Source organism: Shewanella sp. 10N.286.51.B8, assembly GCF_041469325.1.
In the GTDB taxonomy this organism is placed as follows: Bacteria; Pseudomonadota; Gammaproteobacteria; order Enterobacterales; family Shewanellaceae; genus Shewanella.
In genome coordinates, this window is record NZ_JBFRKG010000025.1 from 1 (window position 1) to 20,648 (window position 20,648).

General features: G+C 41.3%; 18 protein-coding genes. 15 read left to right on the plus strand and 3 right to left on the minus strand.

The genetic code is table 11. The features are described 5' to 3' along the window. The first annotated feature begins 488 nt into the window (after nt 1-488). The 9 genes from AB4160_RS09845 to AB4160_RS09885 are packed head-to-tail and all read left to right on the plus strand — an operon-like array spanning nt 489 to nt 9,324. Complete coding sequence (locus AB4160_RS09845; RefSeq protein WP_372004427.1) at nt 489-1,202, plus strand: hypothetical protein; 714 nt, start codon at nt 489-491, stop codon at nt 1,200-1,202. Beyond that, entirely contained in the window at nt 1,202-2,104 is a 903-nt protein-coding gene (locus AB4160_RS09850) for an LPP20 family lipoprotein (RefSeq protein WP_372004429.1), read from the plus strand. Before AB4160_RS09845 ends, AB4160_RS09850 begins: the two co-directional genes overlap by 1 nt. Nucleotides 2,105-2,112: 8 nt before the next feature. Continuing rightward, nucleotides 2,113-3,240: a hypothetical protein gene (locus tag AB4160_RS09855; protein ID WP_372004432.1), complete on the plus strand. Its 1,128-nt coding sequence runs from the start codon at nt 2,113-2,115 to the stop codon at nt 3,238-3,240. After that, nucleotides 3,237-4,601 carry a hypothetical protein gene (locus AB4160_RS09860; RefSeq protein WP_102477036.1) on the plus strand — a complete coding sequence of 455 codons (1,365 nt, stop codon included), beginning with the start codon at nt 3,237-3,239 and terminating at the stop codon, nt 4,599-4,601. Before AB4160_RS09855 ends, AB4160_RS09860 begins: the two co-directional genes overlap by 4 nt. A gap of 17 nt (nt 4,602-4,618) precedes the next feature. Further along, nucleotides 4,619-5,911, plus strand: coding sequence for a hypothetical protein (locus AB4160_RS09865; protein WP_102439143.1), 1,293 nt, complete (start codon nt 4,619-4,621; stop codon nt 5,909-5,911). Next, nucleotides 5,911-6,636, plus strand: coding sequence for a hypothetical protein (locus AB4160_RS09870; RefSeq protein ID WP_102439142.1), 726 nt, complete (start codon nt 5,911-5,913; stop codon nt 6,634-6,636). The genes AB4160_RS09865 and AB4160_RS09870 overlap by 1 nt, the downstream gene beginning before the upstream one ends. Nucleotides 6,637-6,690: 54 nt before the next feature. Next, nucleotides 6,691-7,485: an ETEC_3214 domain-containing protein gene (locus AB4160_RS09875; RefSeq protein ID WP_241901118.1), complete on the plus strand. Its 795-nt coding sequence runs from the start codon at nt 6,691-6,693 to the stop codon at nt 7,483-7,485. Nucleotides 7,486-7,495: 10 nt separating this feature from the next. Next, nucleotides 7,496-8,749 (plus strand): transglycosylase SLT domain-containing protein, encoded by a 1,254-nt coding sequence (locus tag AB4160_RS09880; RefSeq protein WP_157936439.1) that lies wholly within the window; start codon nt 7,496-7,498, stop codon nt 8,747-8,749. Further along, nucleotides 8,746-9,324, plus strand: coding sequence for an LPP20 family lipoprotein (locus AB4160_RS09885; RefSeq protein WP_241901119.1), 579 nt, complete (start codon nt 8,746-8,748; stop codon nt 9,322-9,324). Before AB4160_RS09880 ends, AB4160_RS09885 begins: the two co-directional genes overlap by 4 nt. A 652-nt stretch (nt 9,325-9,976) precedes the next feature. Here the strand turns inward: AB4160_RS09885 and AB4160_RS09890 are convergent. Then, nucleotides 9,977-10,873: a LysR substrate-binding domain-containing protein gene (locus AB4160_RS09890; RefSeq protein ID WP_102477038.1), complete on the minus strand. Its 897-nt coding sequence runs from the start codon at nt 10,871-10,873 to the stop codon at nt 9,977-9,979. 120 nt (nt 10,874-10,993) lie between these two features. Between AB4160_RS09890 and AB4160_RS09895 the strand changes: the two genes are divergently transcribed. From AB4160_RS09895 to AB4160_RS09910, 4 genes are all read left to right on the plus strand, one after another. Further along, complete coding sequence (locus AB4160_RS09895; protein ID WP_372004435.1) at nt 10,994-11,440, plus strand: CidA/LrgA family protein; 447 nt, start codon at nt 10,994-10,996, stop codon at nt 11,438-11,440. 1 nt (nt 11,441) lies between these two features. Next, nucleotides 11,442-12,173 (plus strand): LrgB family protein, encoded by a 732-nt coding sequence (locus AB4160_RS09900; RefSeq protein ID WP_241904037.1) that lies wholly within the window; start codon nt 11,442-11,444, stop codon nt 12,171-12,173. Between the two features lie 161 nt (nt 12,174-12,334). Beyond that, on the plus strand, nt 12,335-13,228 hold the full coding sequence (locus tag AB4160_RS09905) for a dienelactone hydrolase family protein (RefSeq protein WP_372004437.1): 894 nt from the start codon (nt 12,335-12,337) through the stop codon (nt 13,226-13,228). Between the two features lie 472 nt (nt 13,229-13,700). After that, the gene (locus AB4160_RS09910; RefSeq protein WP_372004439.1) at nt 13,701-16,991 is read left to right on the plus strand and encodes an EAL domain-containing protein; all 3,291 of its coding nucleotides are present in this window, start codon (nt 13,701-13,703) and stop codon (nt 16,989-16,991) included. Between the two features lie 134 nt (nt 16,992-17,125). Here AB4160_RS09910 and AB4160_RS09915 read toward each other — a convergent pair whose 3' ends face one another. Together AB4160_RS09915 and AB4160_RS09920 are read right to left on the minus strand one after the other, a co-directional pair. Continuing rightward, a complete protein-coding gene (locus AB4160_RS09915; protein ID WP_241901121.1) occupies nt 17,126-18,121 on the minus strand; it encodes a calcium/sodium antiporter in 996 nt (331 codons plus the stop codon). 365 nt (nt 18,122-18,486) lie between these two features. Further along, the gene (locus AB4160_RS09920; protein WP_102439129.1) at nt 18,487-18,921 is read right to left on the minus strand and encodes a MarR family winged helix-turn-helix transcriptional regulator; all 435 of its coding nucleotides are present in this window, start codon (nt 18,919-18,921) and stop codon (nt 18,487-18,489) included. A 101-nt stretch (nt 18,922-19,022) separates the two neighbouring features. Here AB4160_RS09920 and AB4160_RS09925 point away from each other — a divergent pair, with 101 nt between their 5' ends. Then, nucleotides 19,023-19,763 carry a siderophore-interacting protein gene (locus AB4160_RS09925; RefSeq protein WP_102520781.1) on the plus strand — a complete coding sequence of 247 codons (741 nt, stop codon included), beginning with the start codon at nt 19,023-19,025 and terminating at the stop codon, nt 19,761-19,763. 394 nt (nt 19,764-20,157) lie between these two features. After that, a complete protein-coding gene (locus AB4160_RS09930) occupies nt 20,158-20,367 on the plus strand; it encodes a cold-shock protein (RefSeq protein WP_076539522.1) in 210 nt (69 codons plus the stop codon). The last annotated feature ends 281 nt before the right edge of the window (nt 20,368-20,648 follow it).

Here is a 20,648-nt window from a genome sequence, read left to right on the forward strand (position 1 = left end):
ATATTACGTTTAGCTAAGCATTGAAAACCCGAATTCAAATAATAACTGCACACTCTTAATTGAGGTATAGAGGAGGAAGAGAAAAGTACTTTTTATATATTTCAAAAATTTAATATAAAGATATTAATATTTTTATATTAAATAAATAAATATTGAGTGAATTTTATCGTTCACGATAACCTAGTTGTTATTTTTTAATTTATATGCGGAATTTTATTCTGTAATTTGTTTTTGTAATAGTTTTATTTTGTGTTTTTTTTCTAATGTACATGCTATTTACTGGGTTGTTGTCGGTTTGTGCTGAGTGTCTAAATTTGTGATTGCGATGTAAAAATGCGTTACTTTCCTGTGGTTTATATTTTTTTATTGTTGTAGTATGAAAACACGATTCAGGGAAGAGTTAAGAAATTTATTATGGAAGATCCATTTTTTATAATATTTGCCTGCGCCTTCTTCCTTGATAATTCTATTATCAAAGGAACTATCACGTGAAAAAATCTCTCATCTGTGCATTAATCTGCGTACCATTATTTACTGGCTGTGCTTCAACATCTGATAACGCTGCAACGCTTGATCGAGATCAAGCTGTATCAGAGCTTACTGTCAAAATGGATAACTTAGGCTATAACCCAGTAACTATTCAACCTGGTGTTGATGAGTTTTTGAATATGGCGGCTGCGATATTAGAACGTCAGCGTAATGTTATTGGTGAATATAGAAAGCAAACTGAAAACTTCAGGGATGTACAAGCATTTTTATATGCTTATAAAGATGCCACTCCTGAAGAGCTTGAGCTTGCCATTGCAGAGTTTGATGCTGGCGCTAAAACTGAAGAAGAAAAAATTGCACCAAAAATTAATGCTTATAGCCAAGCTAATGAAAATGTTTACAACCAAAATGTTGAGTTAACAAAGACTTTGATGTTAGAAATGGCTAAGTCTGCTTATATTTTATCTGAACATGGTACAGCAGTAGCGCAAGCAACTGCTGTTAAAGTAGGTCAAGATACATTAAATGTTGTAAATGGTTACTTCGGAAATAAAGAAGAAAAAGAAGAGGATCCACAAGATCTTGGCACTGCGTTATTAAAAGCCACGGATCAACTATCACTAGCACTAGAAGCTAATGAAATTATTGATTTAGAGAAAGAAACAATTGATGCAGTTAAACAGCTTCAACAAGAGCAGGAAGCTAAAAGCTAATGATTAAAAGCCTATTTGCCTTTTTTATGGCAATTGCTTTTAGCGCTTCTGTATATGCTTGGCCTGAGTGGGTAACGCATACTCCTAACAATGATGATTACATCATTGGCGTTGGGACTGGCAGCGATCGTATCGCTGCCAGAGATGCGGCTTTAAGCGAGATCGTAGCGCAATTAAGTGTTGATTACAGCGTTGAGCAAACTCAGGTTATAACGACTAAAAACAGCCATGCAGAAAGCCAATTTACGCAAACGAGTCAGATGAGTAGTTTGCCTTTTACACTTGAAGGTGTAGAGGAGTTAGAGGCTGCGCAAGTCGACACTGAAACAGCTTTACTGCTTGGAATAAAAAAATCGACACTCATCGCTAACTTAGAAAATGAGTTGGCTATTTTGTCCCGTCTGTCACCCCCTCCTGCAAAACCCAGCCAGAAGTTTATTTGGGCGCTTCGCTATGATGAAACCCTCGATGTTGCCAATAAGCGCTTAAGGGTACTGAGCTTACTCAATGCTAGTAATAGTGATTTTTATCAACAGCTTGATGGTTTTATGGCGCATAAGCGGCAGGCATTTGATTCTGTGTCCTGCCAAGTCATCGCCAGTCATGAATTAGCTACGGTTAAATCAGTATTAAGCAGCGCACTTCCTCAAGGTGGTAATACGCCTTTGTGGGTCAAAGCTAATCTGAAATGGAAATACGCTAATCGTGGTGCTAAGCGCTTAGCCCAAGCCAATTTGTTGCTGTCGATTACAGAAACCAAGTCACCTTTTAGAGTATTACATCAGCGCAATGTTGTTGCCGAAGGCGTCGGTGCTGATTCTGCGATAGCTAAGTCAATTGCGCTGCAGCAGTTAGAAACACAAGTACAAGACCCTATCAGTAATTGGATGTTCGATAATTAGGATTTGTTATGAAATTTGTAAAATATGCTTCTTTTTCTCTACTCGCTTTAGCTGTGCTGGCGGGTTGTCAAAGTACTCCTGCACAGCAGACTCGCACAGATAAAGTCAGTAATCGAGCATCTAATGCGGAAGTGGCAAAAAGTGCTTACGAATTTAAAGACAGTGACATTCGTGTTCCGTCTTATTTTGATACTCAGGGTTTAGACCGCTGTAGTTTCGATGTAAACAATGAAAATGATGGCTGCCCACTGAAAAAACCTATTGTCCGGATGTATTTTGACGTCGCTAGGGTTACTGGTGAAGGGGAAGGGGTTGAAGCATTAAGTGCCTTTGAAGATCAGCAACTGTTAATGATGCTAGAGAATCAGTTTGCTGGCATTAATCGTTTTAGAATTGTTACCCGTGACGATAAAACTGTCTCACAAGAACAACAAACAGTTCTTGTTCAGCAAGGGGCTAAAGCATTAGCTGAAAAAGTCAGTAGCCAGCAAGTGCTTCATCCAGATTACATCGTTAAATTAGATTCACTACGAACGGTTAAAAATGAAGGCAGTATCACCAGTTGGATGGATTACACCTTAGAGCTAACCAGTTCGGTGCTTAATCCTTACACTCGTGAAAAATTATCTCACCCTAATTTAGGCAAAATTAGAGTTAAATCTGAAGATGTGCGCCAGCGGTCTGAACTCAAATACGTCACTGCCAGCAATCGTTATGTGAGTGGCTTCCGTTATTTTGATAGTGCTCATGTTAATGCCGTAGTCAATGATATGGCTTCTCGTGGCATTGATATTTTATTAACGCGTATGCTGACAGAAATGCCTGCAACTACTCAGGTAATGGGTATAAAAGGTAATCAACTAAGTCTAGACCGCGGTCAAAATGCAGGTGTATTACCCAATGAAACCATGATTGTATTTAGCTATGAAGCAGGGTTTGTTGAACCTATTGGTGTTGCTCATGTGACTCCTTCTGCCAATAGTTCTATTGGCGAGATCATTCGCTGGAAAGATAATGACCTTGCGGATTCAATCAAGAAAAAAGCTAAAGGTGGAATTTATCGCCCTAATCCTAACAGTAAGGTATTTGCTGTTTCTGTAGGGACGCCACAAGGCTTTTTGGAGAAACGCACATGAGAACAATAGGCTTAAGTTTATTAGCCTTATTGTCTACGCCACTGGCGGCAGAGGTGAAGGTTCTCCCTGATGGCATGATGGAAACAACTGCCTGCGCTTATGGTCGTGGTAACTTGGCTATTTCTAGTGCTAAAACCCAAGCTGCGGCAGAGCTGGCAGCATTTATTAAAGGTAATAAAAGTTTAGCTATTACCGACAATAATCAGTTTTTAGGAGCATCGTTAGATGATGACACTGTGCGCCTTTATGAGCAGCAACGTAGTGACATTATTGAGGGGTTAAGTATGGGGGCTATTCCATTAAACACCTCATCACCTAGCTTAAGTGGTAATGATACTTGTGTCAGCGTTAGCTTGTCTTTGCTGGATATTCCTGCTCCTAGCCATCAAAACTGGGAAGAAGGTACTCAAAATATCAGTGTTACCGTGTCGGGTGAAGGTTGGCCTAAAAATGGCAAAACCGCTCGTCATCATGCTGAAATGGATGCTTTACAACGAGCTGTTTCACAGGTGGTTGGCGTGTGGTTAACCCAGCAGCACAGTCAGTCATCATTGATGAACTTACAGGTGTTAAATGATACTGAAACCACCCAAATGCAAGAGCTTATTGGGCAACAGTTATCCAGCCATAGCGAAGGTTTAGTTAAAGAGTGGCAGATTTTAGATAGCCAAAATATCGATAATGATGGTTTGCAAGTGACATTGCATGCGGTAGTTGAAAAAAAACCGCTAGTGCAGCAAGCATCCAAGCTTTTATCAGTAATAGGCTCGCCGCGGGTGAAAGTGATTGCGCCAGAGCCTTTAAAAACCGAATTAACCTTATGGTTAGGTGAGCAAGGTGTGGAAGTCGCTAACGTGGCTAGTTTAGTGGTATTGGCCGCTGCTGAGTTAGCGAATACCACCAATACCAGTCGATTACACCTCAATGTGAGCGTTCAAGATTTGAGCGGTAATATCTATGGCCACTGGAAAAATAACCCTGCGCTATTAGCTTTGCCCAGTGGTCAGCGAGTTGAACAAGACTTAATGTCAGTTCATCTTGCCCATGAACAACAAGCCCAAGATTTACAACAAGCGTTGCAACAGGCGTTTACTCAAGTTGTTGCTCGAGGCGGACTAGTCCGCCAAATATGGTTACCCCAATCCCAAATCAAGCAACCGCAAAAACTTCAAGCATTGTTAAGTACCTTGGGCGGAGTGTCTGATGTGACCATATATGAAAAAGATAACAACATTGTTGCTAGCCTGAGATATAAAGGCGCGACAGGTGACCTCGCTGATGCCGTGCATCAAGTGTTAACTACCACTGGTAACAGATTATCCGCCATCAGTATTGAAAATGATTTTACTCTTAGATATTAAAAAGTAAGGAAACTATTTTGAAATTAAGAATATTAACTCTAGCGCTTTCGCTTTCTATGCCAGCAATGGCGAGCGATGACTTTGATTTAACCGATATGGTGCCGGCAAGACCTGGTGCTGAACAGGTTGATAGCGATGATGTGCTCGTGCAAGGTGATGCCATCGTCGCTGATGATGCCAGTTTGGCGGTTGCGGTTGCACATCAAGCGTTGATTGAAAATGATGAAGACGGTGTCAAAATGATCCAGGTTGGTAGTGGAACAGGGATTTTGTCTATTGGTAGCGTCAGTTACACCACCTATGACAACCTCAATGCCACATTACTATCTAAGCGAGGCGCCTATAACCAAGCTTACTTGATCGCAAAAAAGCAGCTAATCGAAAACATGACAGGGGTTGATCATCAATGTAGTAATCTCGTTCAGACCAGTATGGATGCGATTGATACTGGCGTTGATAGTGTTGCCAATACACAAACAAAAATGATGGAAGCCTGTAAGGAGTCGATCTCAGGTTCTCTTGCAGGCTTCGTGACATTTGATGTGTATGACGATGTTGCAGCAAGTAATGTGCGTGTGAGTTTAATTTCTACGCCTAAAACACGTGCTCAAGTGCGTCAAAAGCATGGTGCAGTAGCGGTCACCACAGATCCTAATAGCATTTTTAAACAAGTTGTTAGCGATATCAAAGGTGGGGTGTTACCTCCAGTCGGCGCTAAAATCCTCACCCATGCAGAAACCGGTGAAGTTGTTGTTATGGGGTATGGCTCTGCGATTATTCGACAAAATAAAAATAAGTCTGTAGCCAATAAGTTACGCTCTGCAGCCAAGTCACAATCGCAAACCCGAGCTCGCTCAGCATTATTGGCAACCATGCAAGGTGAGAAAGTGTATTGGGAAGGTAGCTTTGATGAAAAGCAAATGGAAGGTTCTTCACAATTTCAATATGACGACCCTTACATGCAAGATCCTCAGCAAGTAAAAGTGCTTGAAAATGATCGTGAAACCTTTGTTAACCAATTTAAACAATCTGATGATTACTCGACACTAGCAAAGGGAACACTGCCTGCGGGTGTCAGTGTAAAAAGCTTTAGTAGTGAAGATGGTTACTGGCAGTACAGTATTGCAGTGTATTCACCAAGCCTTGAAGCTACAGCGAAAAAAGCCAATAAAGAGATGCAAGTGGGTGGGCAAAGTTTAAATGCCAGCGATAACTCAGCTCGCAAAATTAAGGCTGTTGGCGGTGTAAATAATAACGCGGCAAACCCACAAGCAGCTTCAGGCAAGGTATCGAGCACCGAGGAGCTTTAATGCTATCTATTGTTTTAGCTGCCTCGATTTTCTCTGGCGACATTTCCGTAGATAGTAGTGGTGTCGTTAGAGAAACTAGCCCTTTTTTTATTAGTGAGGCAAATGGTAGTAGCGCTAAAGTGGTGGCTTTAAAAACACACTCAAAAGCTGCTTTACAAGCAGCTTGTCGGCGTGCGTTAACGTTACCGCTACGAGAGCAAGTGCGCGCTGATTTAATGGCGCGTACGTCGCAAGTACTGCCAAAACCATTGAGTTTTATAGATGCCAATATTACGGATTATCAACAAGAAAAAACACACGATGGTTTGAATTGTGAAGGTAAGGTTAGTTCTAGTGATGCTTCATATAATATAGCCGGGCTGGCACTCACTGGCGCTTGGTGGGCAGCAGAAGACGGTGATATTGAGTTATTACGTGCGATGCTAAAGGTGGCGTTACAGCATAGGCGAACACAAGCCGATGCGGTGGCATTAATTGCGAGCCAAACTGATTTAGCATCAGCTTTAGCCTATTTAGACGAACATTTACACCCTGAAAAATTAACCCTAAACCAAAGTAAAATAGCCGTCGGGAAAATATGGTTAGCCGCTGAAAAATTTGATGAAGTGGTGAACTTAATGGGGGCCTGTGATGAGCCAGTCTGTCTGCAATTGCTTGAAAATGCAGAGGACAAATTACAACAAATTGAAGCTAGTCAAGCCGATGATTTAAGTAGTTATTTTTAATCACTAAGAACAATAAAGCCATATTGTAAAACGTAAAGGATAAAAATTTAGCGAATGAATGCTCAAGATATTTTAAATAAAAACACCGTCAATACCGGTGGCCAGCCCAAGAAAAAAGGCTTTTTTGCTCGAGTCGCTTCAGGCTTTTTAGTGCTGATGGTGGTGCTAATGGGCTTGGGTAATTGGGCTGACACCAAGCAATTACTTACAGAGGGTTATCAAGCATTCATTACTCATTTTACTCACCAGATAGAGGATAAAAGAGTAGCAGCTTTGGATATTGGTAATTATCTTGAGTTTGTGCAGCAGAGTGTGGGTATTCCTCAGGTGATTAAAACCTCGAATTTAGATCCCAATATCGAATATCGTTATTATAAAGATCCTAAATATCTGCTGACGCTAATTAACAAAGAGCAGCGCATTGTGGGAATTGTGCTACATAGCTTACAACATGAAAATCCGTTACTTGCTGAGTTCACCCCAGCAGTACCTTTTACTGACCACTTACTTAAAGCCAATACCATTGCAGATATAACAGCTGATTCAAATTTATTTTTTTATGATTATCAAAATGTGAGTTACTACCTGCAATCTAAAGAATTAGGGGCACAGGGAATGTACTTAAATTTGTTGGCCGGTTTCACTGAATATGAACAAGTTCAAACAAATGCCACTTTAACCTTGAATGAGCTTGAACATGCAACGTTAGAAGACAATTCTGCAGAGGTAAGCCAATTAACACAAAAACTAGCGGCTTATACTGCTAATTTTTATGGCATTTCTGAGATTTCACCGCAATATATTGCAGATTCATTGCTGACAAAGTATGAATTCAATGCTTACTTTTAAGGACATAGTCATGCGTAAACTACTGCTACCAATGATACTTCTACCGTCTTTGGTACTCGCAACAGATGCCTCTTTTGATGAGTTTAAAAAAGGCTGGAAACAGCAGCAACAGGATTTCAGCCAACAAAGACAGCAAGAATATGACACATTTAGGCAGCAATACTTGGCAGAATATGATGCATTTCGTGGCCAACTGCTAGAGCAATGGGCTGCACCTGCGCAAAGCTCAATTGAGCAAGAAATTGTTTATAGTGACGATTTAAACAGCAGGATTATTGTTAACGAACAAGCCAATACGTTAACCATAGAGCAGCTTGTTGGGGATGATCCTTTAACGTCAGCAGAACTGGATAAAAGCAATACAGCGACGTTAGTAAAAATCGTCATCGACAATGACGATTCTTTTGAATTGTTACAGCAAACAACGCCAAAAATGATTCAGCAACCTCAAGTCGAAGCATCTGAAATTTTGCTAAAACAACAAATTATTGTGCAGCATGAGCAAGTCGTAAATAGCTTTGAGGCTGACGAAAGGCTTACTGAAACTGAGCTAAAGACTAAGAAGCAACAGCTTGATAAGCAACAGCAGTTACGAGTTAAAAACCTTGAAAAACAAGTAGAGCAAGTTAAAAAGAAGGATGTGAAGTATAAGAATATACAGTCGTATACGATTGCGTTACCTGACGACTATTTATATAAAAAGGCATCACCATATTTGGATTCGTTTAATACACAAGCCAGTGAGCAGCGACAAGAACTGGCTTTATTGTTAGCAATCTCCCATGCTGAGTCATCATTTAATCCAGAAGCAAAATCCCATATACCAGCCTTTGGCTTAATGCAGATTGTCCCGAGATCGGCAGGAATGGATGTGGCTAATAAGTTGCTTCAACAAGAAGCTGCTCCCACCGCAAACGAACTCTATCAGCCAGAAACAAATATTCTCTATGGAGCAGGCTATCTTTCGATATTATCTGAGCGCTACCTTAAGGGCATTATTGATCCTCAAAGTCGAAAATACTGCGTTATAGCGGCTTACAATACCGGTGCAGGTAATGTCGCTAAGGCATTTAATGGTGGTAGCAATCGCAATGTTAAACAAGCATTAGGGAAAATAAATACCATGTCTAGTGAGCAGGTTTATCACACTCTAATGCAAGATTTACCTTATTCTGAAACTAAGAATTACCTTAAAAAAGTTCGTAAATTAGAAGAGCAATACCAAGCAAAATTACCCACATGGAATGGAAACAGTAAATTATGATGAAGAAACATTTAATGATCGCTAGCACCCTTCTTTTAGTTGGTGCATGTAGTAGCACTCAAGAGCCTCAGTCGACACCGCTAGCTGAAAATGACAGTGTCCCGAGTTGGGTATTGATGCCGACACATGAAACAGGCTTAGCATCTTCAAGCTGTGTTCAGTGGAGCGGTAATATGGCTGCAAGTAGAGCACAAGCGATTGCCAACGCACGTGCAGATCTAGCTGCGCAAATAAACACTAAAGCAATGGTGATGGATAAGCTAGTTAACCAACAGCAACAAGAAGATGACACGACTACAAGTAGTTCAAGCTTTGCACAAGTAAGCAAACAGATTGCTGAACAAAGTCTTGTAGGCGCAATACCAAAAGAAGTCGCTTTTGCTCGTATTGATGATCAAAAACAATTGTGTGCATTAGTCATTATGGAAAATACTAAGCCTTTATTTGACAAGTTAATTAAAGAGTCTGGTAAAAAGCTAGATCCTAACGATGAAGCCGTACTTTATTCTGAATTTAAAACTCAAAAAGCGATGAAAGAGCTAGAAGCTGAACTTTCATCTGCAAAAAAGCTTTAATAAGTTTGCTATAAAGTCACTACTTATGATTCATCAGAAATGAGTTTCACCTTACTCGGTGAAACTCTGAGTATCAGTAACGGTACAGATATTGGCTATAGCTTTTAACTGGATCCTATTAAGTAATAGAAGGTCTTAGAATGTGATATAACATCTAAGACCGTATTCTATTGTAAATTGGCATCGTTATCTTGCCCTGATTCTTGCTAGTAAACTTGTTAGATTGGAAAGGCGAGAAATTCATAGCACATGAAGCTGCGGAAGATAATAAAAGGATGATGTCAACTCAACAGCTAATGAAGTTCTTTGAAACTTCAATCATGGGTATGGCCGTAAGGATAGCTGATGGAAATCAGAGCGTACTAGATTTCACGAGAATGCTAAAGTGTACATGTAAAGAAGCGAAAACTTTGTCATGGCTCTTATGTCATTGCGTGTTCGTTCACTGGCGCATCTTGGGTCAGTCGTGACTACTTTTAACAAGGTCAGCTAGAAAAAGCAAAAAGCCGCCGCTTGGCCCGGGTTTTCGTCCACTGCGGCATTACTCAATCACTTATGCCCTAAATTGTCTTTAGAATCGATCCATTTCTATTATCACTTTCAGGTTGTTTGATAGCGAGATATCTCATCTGAAATGATTCAACTTTAGCATTTAAAGCGCTAGCTGGTTAAGGTGCTCTTTAACCTGCTCAATCATGGCAATTGCGGCAAAAGATAATGGCTTGCCTTTACTCCAAAATAAATTCATCTTCCAGCTTAAATTGGTATCAATAAGTTCACGCTGCACCACGCCTTCCAGTTGATAACGCTCGGCAATAAACTTAGGTAATAACATTATCCCAGTGCCTGCAGCAACCAGCGCTATGCCAAACTCAGGTTGATTCACTAAGGTTGGGCTTTCTATGCTGATACCAGCCTGTTGATAAGCATTAATGACCATCTCATGCAGTGAAAACTCTGCTTCAAATAAGATATGCTCGCAGTTACCCAGTGCCTTGATGGATATTTGCGGCTGCTTTGCCAGCGGGTGCTGACTTGGCAGCACCACGACCATAGGCTCGGTATGAATTGCTATTCCTTCAAACTCTTGATTAAGCTCGATAATACCTGTTGCTAGCTCTATTTCGCCATTTTTTAATGCTAAGGTTTGTTGCACTCCACCGCGAACTAACAGCTGATTATTAATGTGTGGATAACGTTGCTGGTATTTGGCAATAATTGGCGCAAATAGCTCGGCGCTGCCCAGTGGCGCTAAGCCTAATTTTAACTGCCCTTTATGGAGCCCTTTCAGTAAGGCTATTTCATCAAACAGCGCTTGTTTGGTGCTGAGTAACTGCTGCGCATAGTCATACACCAGCTGGCCGTAGCTGGTAAGGGTTACGGCTGTGCCGCGTTTACCACGGGTGAGTAGCGTAAGCTCAAGTTCAGCTTCCAATTGGGTGATGGATTTTGACAGCGCAGGTTGGCTAATATGGATTTTTTCTGCAGCGCGATTAAAGCCACCACAGTTTACGATGTCGACAAAATATTGCAGCGTTTTAAGATCCATAATTACATAGCTTTTAGTTATTTAATTGGTAAATAATATTCATTATTTTTATTTTTATTGCAAGGGTAAAATAGCCACCTCGAAACGAATTTAATCTGATGTGTTATGACTTCCTCCCTGATGTTTGTAAAACGAACTTCCTATTTGCTGTTACAAGTGGCTTTTTTGTGTGGGTTAGCTTTTAGCGCCCAATACTTGGTTGAGCTGTTAGCGTTACCCATACCAAGTAGTGTGATTGGCCTGATTTTTTTGTACAGCCTGCTGGCATTTAAGTGGTTACCTGAGCGGTTTGTGGCCGTTGGCGCAATGTGGTTAATTGGTGAATTATTGCTGTTTTTTATTCCTCCCGTTATCGCCTCAATCCATTATGCTCCTATGTTTGAAGAGTTTGGGATGAGTTTGATGTTCACCTTAGTGCTGGGCAGTATTTCAGTGTTAGTGATCACCGGCTTTGTTATTGATAGGGTATTTAGATTCGAGCGCCGTAGAAACCGCGCAAGTCGCAACAGAGCGACAAAAATGTTAGCAGATGCAGCGCTGGCAACGTCAGATACGGTGGGAGTTTAATATGCAGTTTCTTAGCTCATTGACCTTAATGACATCGCCATGGATGACATCACAAACCGCTGCGCTAATCTGTCTGCTAGCAACCTTAGTGGCTTATTTTACAAGTAAGTTTTTATACCGTCATTACCATTACTGGTGGTTGTCACCGATTATTTCAACACCGGCAAGTTTAATGGTATTGGTAGTGATTTTTTCAGTGCCGTTACCTACTTATTTTGTTTATAACCATTATCTTAGCGCTTTGCTTGCGCCAGCAACTATTGCCTTTGCGCTGCCCATATACCGTGAGCGTAAGTTAATTGGCCGTTATCCATTAACAATTAGCATTGGGGTGATTACTGGTTTGCTGGTGGGATTATTATCTTCATGGCTGATTGAGCAGTTTGTTTATTTACCGCCTGAGCTATCACACAGTTTACTGGTGCGTTCAGTATCAACCCCATTTGCTATTGAGGCAACTACCGCATTTGGCGGTGCACCTGATTTAACTGCAACCTTAGTATTAATTACTGGGGTGCTAGGCATGTTACTTTGCGGCCCTGTATTTAAATTAGCCAAAATTAAAAGCCCATTGGCAAAAGGTGCAGCTTTAGGCGGCGCTGCCCATGGTGTGGGCGCGGCCAAGGCGGCTGAAATTGGCCAAGAGGAAGGGGTTGTGGCCAGCCTAACCATGATTTTTACCGGTATTGCTATGGTGATTGGCGCGCCGTTATTTGCTTATGTTTTAGTGTAAATAAATCAACTGCTTTATGTTTGCTTTTTAAGCAAGCTTACCGCATATTAATTAGTCAAAATGGTTTTGATTGTTATTCTCATTTGTTTAGGTAAATGCTGCGATGAGTTAATAGTAATCAAGTCAATACACCAGCGCCGCTAATTTGATATGGGTAAAATATGAAAAATAATAATATTCCACAAGAAGCTTTTGATTGGTACGATGAATATGCACATGGCGGTATGGACCGTCGTACTTTTATGAAAAAATTAACCGGTTTAGTGGCGCTGGGCTATTCCATGACAGTATTAACCAGTGCGCTATTACCTAATTATGCCTTAGCCGAGCAAGTGTCATTTAACGATAGTGACATTAAAGCCAGTTATCAGAACTTTGCGTCCCCCCAAGGCCATGGCGAAGGTCGAGGCTATTTAGTGTTACCCACCCAAGCTGTAGAAAACCCTGATAGTAAATTCCCTGTGGTATTGGTTATTCATGAAAATAGAGGTTTAAACCCTTACGTCAAAGATGTGGCCCGCAGGCTGGCTAAAGCAGGCTTTATTGCGTTTGCGCCTGATGCCTTGTTTCCGCTAGGTGGCTATCCTGGCAATGACGATGAAGGCAGATCCATGCAGCGCACCCTTGAGCGTGAAAAAATTCAATATGATTTTGTTGCCGCTGCTAAGTTTTTAAAATCACATCAGCAATCTAACGGTAAACTGGGGGCAGTAGGTTTTTGTTTTGGTGGCTATATGGTGAATTATTTAGCCGCGATAGAAAGCGATCTGATTGATGCCGGAGTTCCATTTTATGGTACGCCAGCGGCCAAAGCCTTACGGTCAAATATTAAAGCGCCGTTGATGATCCAATTAGGTGAACTCGATAAACGAGTTAATGCTTCATGGCCTGAATATGAAGCGGATTTAAAGGCTGCTGATGTTGATTACGTCATGCACATGTACCCAAATGCTAATCATGGTTTTCATAATGACTCTACCGGCCGTTATGATGAGAAAAATGCTGAACTTGCTTGGTCAAGAACCGTGGCATTTTTTGAAGCAAGACTAGCCTGAGTTGAGCGCTAAGCTGTGTGTGGGCATGTGTTAACTTGCCCACCTGCTCAGTGCTATTTTTCCAGAGTTCAGAGTCAGGTGAACTCTTTGCTGGGTTATCTTATCGGTTTGCATATTTTATTGGCAGTATATCCAAGCTATTCACACTCAGCTTGAATACATACTTGCCACAAATTGGCGTTATTTGACACTTTTTTAGATTAAACTAGCCTGGCTGATGGCGAAGGTGTTGTTATCTTCTATACTTTTATTATTCAGTGTTTTGGCTGCAAAGATAAAAAGTAGTTTTAGCGGTTTAAGTCGATTTTAATATCAGGGAAGAAGAGCAATTTTTAGATTCTAATAGCTTTAGTTATATTCCCCTCCCTGCGATGGCAATGCCGTTTATTTCTTAATCTCAGTACCAATAAATTCATGGTTTAAGTACAGCATTTAGCACCCTTTATCGACTGTTAGCGCTAAGGTTTACTGCATGTGGTTTGGTTTATTATCGCTCAGAAATTGTATCTATGCTTCGATGATGCGTCGTGCAGCAGTTGTGTGTGTGCTATTTGTCTTAGTGACTTTGTTAATCGTAAGCGTATCTAGCTCGTTCGCTGCTGCTTTATCTGCCCCCTTATCAGAGCCTAAATCTGAGCCTTTAGTTGAACGCTCTGTAAAAACCTCAGCACAGCTCAAAATAACCCAAATATCAGAATCGTTATCACTAGCGTCAACAAAAGCAGTGGATATCGTATATTTGCAGTTACGTTGGCATCATCAATTTCAATTCGCCGGCTATTATGCTGCGTTAGAAAAGGGTTTTTATCAAGAAGAAGGTCTTGAGGTTCGTTTGCTTGAAGGCGATCCGCAACGCTTACCGGTAGCCGAAGTGTTATCGGGTAATGCTTTATATGCAGTAGGTAACAGTGAGGTGCTATACCATCGCCTTTTAGGTGAACCACTTATTGCTTTGGCTGCTATCTTTCAGCATTCACCATCTATCTTGTTGACGTTAAAAGAGTCAGGAATACGCTCTGCCCATGACCTTATTGGCAGAAGAGTGATGCTGGCGAATAAGGATAAAGATGCAGGCTTTTTGACCATGTTAGTTAATGAAGGCATTTCCTTGTCACAGCTTGAGATCGTCCCCAGCAGCTTTCAGCTTGATGATTTAATCACGGGCAAGGTGGATGCTTTTAACTCTTATATTACCAATGAACCCTATGTACTTGCTCAAGCTAATGTCCCCTATGACATTATTGATCCAGTAAGCTACCGAGTTGATTTTTATAGTGATATTTTTTTCACTACTGAAGCTGAGTTAAATAATTATCCAAAACGTGTAGCGGCAATGAGGCGAGCGACCCTCAAAGGTTGGCGCTATGCCATGGACAACCCTGAAGAAATAGTCGATATATTAATGGCTAAGTATCAGGTTAATAAAACCCGTGAGCATTTGCTCTATGAAGCTAATGCAATGCAAAACTTGATTCTGCCTAATTTGATCCAAATTGGGCATATGAACTCTGTTCGCTGGCAACATATGGCAAATACCTTTGCTAAGGCCAGTGTGGTCAATGATATTCGTCACCTTGATGGCTTTATTTATAATGATAGCCCTACATCAACTCCTAACTGGCTCTACCCGGTATTATCCATAGCGCTTTTTTTGGTGGTTTTAGCCAGTAGTATCACTCTCTATATGCACTTGTTTAATCGACGTTTGGCAGAGGCTAAAACGACTTTACAGCAAAGTGAGGAGCGCTTTAGGGCTCTTAGCGAAGCAACCTATGGCGGTATTGTTATCCATGATCAGGGCCGTATCCTTGAGTGTAATAATGGTTTATCCACTATTACTGGTTTCAGTTACTCAGAGCTCATTGGTATGGATGGTTTGAAATTAATCGCGAAAGAGTATCTTGAAGCGGTAAAAATAAGAATGCATCAAGATGATAGAAATAGTTTTGAAGCTGAAGGCCTTCGCAAGGACGGAACACGATATCCGCTAAGCATTAAGGGAAAAAATATTACTTATAAAGGCTGTAATGCACGAGTTATTGAAGTTATTGATATTAGTAATAATAAAAAAATTGAAGATCAACTCAAACTCGCAGCCAGTGTTTTTACTCATGCCCGTGAGGGCATCATGATCACCGACATTAATGGGGTTATTATTGATGTTAACGCCACTTTTAGCGCGATTACCGGTTATGAGCGAGAAGAAGTCATTGGCAGAAACCCACGTTTTTTAAACTCAGGTAGGCACAACAGCGAGTTCTTCAACAGGATGTGGGCATCGTTATTACAACATAAGCAGTGGTCAGGCGAGCTGTGGAATAAGCGTAAAAATGGCGACATATTTGCCGAGCTAATCACCATTAGTGCGGTTACAGATTCCGAGGGGCAAACCCAAAACTATGTCGCACTGTTTTCAGATATCACCTCAATGAAGCGCCATCAACAACAACTAGAACACATTGCCCATTATGATCCGCTAACAGGGTTAGCCAATCGGGTAATGCTGGCGGAACGACTGGATCATGCAATGAGTCAGAGCATCAGACGCGGAAAATTTTTAGCCGTGGCTTACCTTGATTTAGATGGATTCAAAGCCGTTAATGACACCTATGGCCATAATGTCGGTGACGAGTTGCTAATTACTTTGTCGCAGTTAATGAGCGAAACTCTGCGAGATGGAGACATTCTGGCCCGTATTGGTGGTGATGAATTTATTGCTTTACTGGTGGATTTAGAAAGCATGCACGATTGTGAGTTGGTTCTAGAGCGGATGCTAGAGGTAGCAAGTTGTCCGATTAAAGCTGCTGGAGCCATTTTGCAGGTGTCTGCCAGTATTGGCGTTACCTTGTACCCTCAAGATGGTGTGAGTGCAGATCAACTGATACGCCATGCCGACCAGGCCATGTATATAGCTAAACAAAGTGGCAAAAACCGCTATCACCTGTTTGATGTCAATAAAGACAAATCCTTACAAAGCACCCTTGAGGTGATTGATGATATTCAGCGGGGGATTGAGCAAGATGAGTTTGTTTTATATTACCAGCCGAAAGTGAATATGAAATTAGGCACTGTGATCGGTTGTGAGGCGTTGATCCGTTGGCAGCACCCAGAGAAAGGCTTGCTATTACCTGGGGAGTTTCTTCCTTTTATTGATAATCATTCCATCAGTGTCACTTTGGGAAATTGGGTTATTGATACCGCGCTTTCACAGATGTATTCATGGACCCTTGCTGGCTTTGATATTGCTGTCAGCGTTAATATTGACGCCTTACAATTACAACAAAAAGATTTTACTGCCAAACTCTCAGCAGCATTAGCGCAGCGACCGTTGATTAAACCGAGTTCATTGGAGCTTGAGATACTAGAAACCAGCGCGCTGGGGGATATGGGGCAAGTGCTGGCGACAATGGAGCAATGCATTAATATTGGCGTCAGCTTTGCACTTGATGACTTTGGCACAGGGTTTTCATCACTCACTTACCTTAAACGTTTACCTGCCAACCTACTGAAGATTGATCGGAGTTTTGTCAAAGGCATGCTGATTGATATTGATGACCGCGCCATTGTGATGGGGGTGATTAGTTTATCGCGGGCTTTTCATCGCCAAGTTATTGCTGAAGGTGTTGAAACCATCGAACATGGAACCCAGCTATTGTCTATGGGCTGCATGCTAGCGCAAGGTTATGGTATTGCACGGCCAATGCCTGCTGAGCAATTACCAATGTGGGCAGAGAGTTGGAAGCCTGATAGCGCTTGGCAGTAATCAAGAAAATACAGAATAGGAATGAGAAGGTTAAGTAAGCGAAGGGTAAAGGTCAGTGGGGCACTCGAACCCCACTGTTATTTGTCTTTTGTTTACCTAGCCAATGGTTACCTAGTTAATATTTACCTAGCTAACTAGGCCTGCATTGTCACAGCGCCGAGATAAAGCATATAGCCACTAAAGCTCACTAAACACAGCGCCCCCGCAGTGCGGCCAAAGGTATAACTTTTTTCAGTAGCAGGGATGTTTCTTTGTTTAAAATAAGTAACCATAAATGCCACAGCGACGATAGCGGTGAGTAACAGCATCATAGGGTAATCACGGGCGACCAATAATTCTGGTAATGGCTGCTTGTCACCTAACAGCGCAGGGAAGGCAATCACCCCAAGTATATTGAAAATATTTGAACCAATCACAGTTGCAAATACCATGTCATGCATACCGCGGCGCACTCCAGCAATGGCTGCTGCTAACTCTGGTAAACTGGTACCAAAGGCAATAACGGTTAGCCCAATGATTAACTCACTGATCCCGGCAGCTTTAGCCAGTTCTACAGCGCCCCAAACCATCAGTTGTGAGGCGGCTAACAGCACACTTAGCATTAATAGCGTTTCCACAGCAGAGCGGCTTTTAGATATTTCTAAAAACTCAACTTCTTCTGCGTCAGCTTCGCCTTTACCCACTAAAAAGGCTAGGTAACCACAATATGCCGCTAACGCTACTAGTAGTAATAAGCCATCTTGGAAGTCTAAATTGCCGTCTGACATTAACAGGGCGCAAAATAAGATTGCCGCGATTAAGATAGGTAAATCCCGACGAATGAAATGGACTTTAATGGATAACGGCACGAGTAAAGCACAAATGCCAAGCACTAATCCTATATTAACGATATTAGAGCCAATACCATTACCAATAGCGAGTTCGCCAGCACCATTTAGGGCTGCGATAGAGGACACGAGAAGTTCTGGAGCTGAGGTGCCAAAAGCCACCACAGTCATACCGATAAAGGACATAGAGACTTTGCAATGCTTAGCCAGAGTCGCAGAACTTGCGATCAACCGGTCGGCACTGACAGATAAAGCGATAAGACCTGCAACGAGTGCAAGTAAAGGTAAAAATAATGACAACATAATATAACGCACTGCAAGGGCTGGTTGTGTTAAGACACGAAAAACCCACGCCCAGCCCTAGCTATATGCGTGTGGTCATTCGAGTCTCGCCAGACGCTTAATGCTAAGCGTTGATTGCACCATGGTCTTCGACCAATTATGTTGACACAACCTCCTGTCGTGGTGACAGAACGGCTACTCCCTCAAATTTGGGCGCATTTTAATCTGTTATTCGATTCGTTTCAATAGCAAATTTGTGGCTATTCGCGTCAAAGCTACTGCCAAGTATTTAGCACTGATATCGCTCGGCTTACAAGCCTTAGTGCTAGGAAAGACTTGTCATGCTAAAAACCGGCTAAGATAAAGGCAACTAACTAAAAGGCCGCTTATTCTTCATTGTCATTAAGGTTATTAAAGAGCGCATCAGCAATGCGTGTAAATGTGGCCAAGTCTTCAACTGGCAGGTTTCGCAGCATTTTTTGATTCACATCGTTTTGGGTTTTTGCAATCAGTACAGCGAGTTTTTTACCGTCTGCAGTCAGTGATAATATCTGACTTCTTTTATCTTCTGGGTTTGCCGTTTTCGTTAGCCATTGGTTATCCATCATTTCTTTTATTAACCGAGCAATTTGTGCTTTATCTCTGGCTAAAAGGTTAACAATATCGTTTGCGGTGCAAGTGTGACTGTTGTTAATCAAGCTAAGGCATTTAACATGCATGGCATTTAAGCCAATTTCATTAGCCTTAAGAGAAGATCGCATGGCTAAACGGTATGAATGTGCGATGTTAAAAATCGCATCAGAAATGGATAAGTGACTCATTTTTGGTTGGTCCTGATAATTAGTTGACTTAGTCAACAATGTTAACTATGGTTGACCTTATCAACTTACTAGTTTTTTTTCAAGTCGAAGAGGATGTCTCTATGAAGCCTAGAAAGCCCAATTTGCGCTCTGTACAGGTTGCAGAAATTATTGAGCTGTCGTCTCATTTACGTCGAATTATCTTTAGCGGAACCAGTTTACAAGGTTTTCCGCAGGGGCTTGAAGGCGCGCACGTTAAAGTGTTTTTGCCATCGACGGGCGATGAAGCGCAAAAAATGCGCTCGTACACGATTCGTTTTTTTAACCCACACACTAACCAGCTAGGGTTAGATTTTGTGATTAACCGTCACCAAGGTCCTGCCACCAGTTGGGCAAAAAAGGCAAAAGTGGGCGACCGTATTAGTATAGCGGGCCCAGGTTTGATGAAATTAACTGACTTTAATCACCATAGTTACTTGCTGGTGGGGGATATCACCTCTGTAAATGCCATAAATGGTTACGTGCCTAGATTTAATCCTGATGCCCAATTAAAGGCCATTATTAGCGTGCCTACCCGTGCTGATATCATTGAGATGGATTATGACGATTCAAAAAATACTCATTGGTTTATTGAAGATGAGTCAACAATAACCCTTGAGCAACAAGTACAACTAATCGCTAAAGACTTACCCAAGGATAGTCATGTCTTTATGGGGCTAGAAGCTGGTCAAATACGCGCTTTGAAGCCCGTATTACAACAAGAGCTTGGTTTTGAAAGGCTTAACATCTTTGCTGTTGGCTATTGGAAGCAAGGGATTGATGCTGATCGTTTCGGGGCGTTGAAAAAAGTTAATCCACTGTAAATATCCATGATAACCGTCATAGCCAAGTGACAAGCTATATTATTATCAATCACAGCTAAACCATAGCAGCCAGAGCTATAATTACTGCTAAGCATAAGTATATTAGCGATTAATTGTGCTATATACCTGTTAGTCAGTGGTCAGATATCTGGCTGTTTTGATATTTAAATAAAATAATACCTTTACAATTTTTTAAACTAATGTAAGATTCACCTCGCTCTGACATTCAGAGTTATTAATGAAACATCAAGTAAAAGTAAAGCCTCAGAATTCTACGTTATCGTTGTTCCTCTGTGTTTCCCTTAGCTTCATCGTCACATTAAATAATTCAGCTCTCAGCGCATCGCATTTTCGCGATAAATTTTTTAATTCTTAATTATATAAGGGACACATTATGTCTAACACTACTGGTATCGTAAAATGGTTTAACGAAGACAAAGGTTTCGGCTTCATCACTCAAGACAATGGCGGCGCAGATGTATTCGTACATTTCCGTGCTATCGCTTCTGAAGGTTTCAAAACTTTAGCTGAAGGCCAAAAAGTTTCTTTCGATTTAGAGCAAGGTCAAAAAGGCCCACAAGCAGCTAACGTAGTTGCTATCTAATTTGAAAGTCGACGTCACTGGCTAGCCAGTACGTTACTTCAAATAATTACGCTTTTAGGTTTACCTATTTATCGTAATTATTAAAAGAGCGAACCTTTGGGTTCGCTTTTTTGTGTCTGAAATTCAAGGTATAACGATCTGTGTATCACATCAAGGCGCTTAAGCTTAGTAACTAAAAATGCTGCAACTAAAGCGCTAGCTGGAACGCATTTAATCTTCTAAGCCTGGTAGCCTTTTTTGGCTTTAAGAGAGCTATTTTAATAAAAGCTAAAAGCTAAAAG

Excerpts from the sequence above, each read along its gene's own strand:
- AB4160_RS09875 (WP_241901118.1), top strand. The coding sequence starts at position 6,691 with ATGAATGCTCAAGATATTTTAAATAAAAACACCGTCAATACCGGTGGC.
- AB4160_RS09905 (WP_372004437.1), top strand. The coding sequence starts at position 12,335 with ATGAAAAATAATAATATTCCACAAGAAGCTTTTGATTGGTACGATGAA.
- AB4160_RS09850 (WP_372004429.1), top strand. The coding sequence starts at position 1,202 with ATGATTAAAAGCCTATTTGCCTTTTTTATGGCAATTGCTTTTAGCGCT.
- AB4160_RS09925 (WP_102520781.1), top strand. The coding sequence starts at position 19,023 with ATGAAGCCTAGAAAGCCCAATTTGCGCTCTGTACAGGTTGCAGAAATT.
- AB4160_RS09870 (WP_102439142.1), top strand. The coding sequence starts at position 5,911 with ATGCTATCTATTGTTTTAGCTGCCTCGATTTTCTCTGGCGACATTTCC.
- AB4160_RS09930 (WP_076539522.1), top strand. The coding sequence starts at position 20,158 with ATGTCTAACACTACTGGTATCGTAAAATGGTTTAACGAAGACAAAGGT.
- AB4160_RS09915 (WP_241901121.1), bottom strand. The coding sequence starts at position 18,121 with ATGTTGTCATTATTTTTACCTTTACTTGCACTCGTTGCAGGTCTTATC.
- AB4160_RS09885 (WP_241901119.1), top strand. The coding sequence starts at position 8,746 with ATGATGAAGAAACATTTAATGATCGCTAGCACCCTTCTTTTAGTTGGT.
- AB4160_RS09895 (WP_372004435.1), top strand. The coding sequence starts at position 10,994 with ATGTTTGTAAAACGAACTTCCTATTTGCTGTTACAAGTGGCTTTTTTG.
- AB4160_RS09890 (WP_102477038.1), bottom strand. The coding sequence starts at position 10,873 with ATGGATCTTAAAACGCTGCAATATTTTGTCGACATCGTAAACTGTGGT.
- AB4160_RS09855 (WP_372004432.1), top strand. The coding sequence starts at position 2,113 with ATGAAATTTGTAAAATATGCTTCTTTTTCTCTACTCGCTTTAGCTGTG.
- AB4160_RS09860 (WP_102477036.1), top strand. The coding sequence starts at position 3,237 with ATGAGAACAATAGGCTTAAGTTTATTAGCCTTATTGTCTACGCCACTG.
- AB4160_RS09920 (WP_102439129.1), bottom strand. The coding sequence starts at position 18,921 with ATGAGTCACTTATCCATTTCTGATGCGATTTTTAACATCGCACATTCA.
- AB4160_RS09900 (WP_241904037.1), top strand. The coding sequence starts at position 11,442 with ATGCAGTTTCTTAGCTCATTGACCTTAATGACATCGCCATGGATGACA.
- AB4160_RS09910 (WP_372004439.1), top strand. The coding sequence starts at position 13,701 with ATGTGGTTTGGTTTATTATCGCTCAGAAATTGTATCTATGCTTCGATG.
- AB4160_RS09880 (WP_157936439.1), top strand. The coding sequence starts at position 7,496 with ATGCGTAAACTACTGCTACCAATGATACTTCTACCGTCTTTGGTACTC.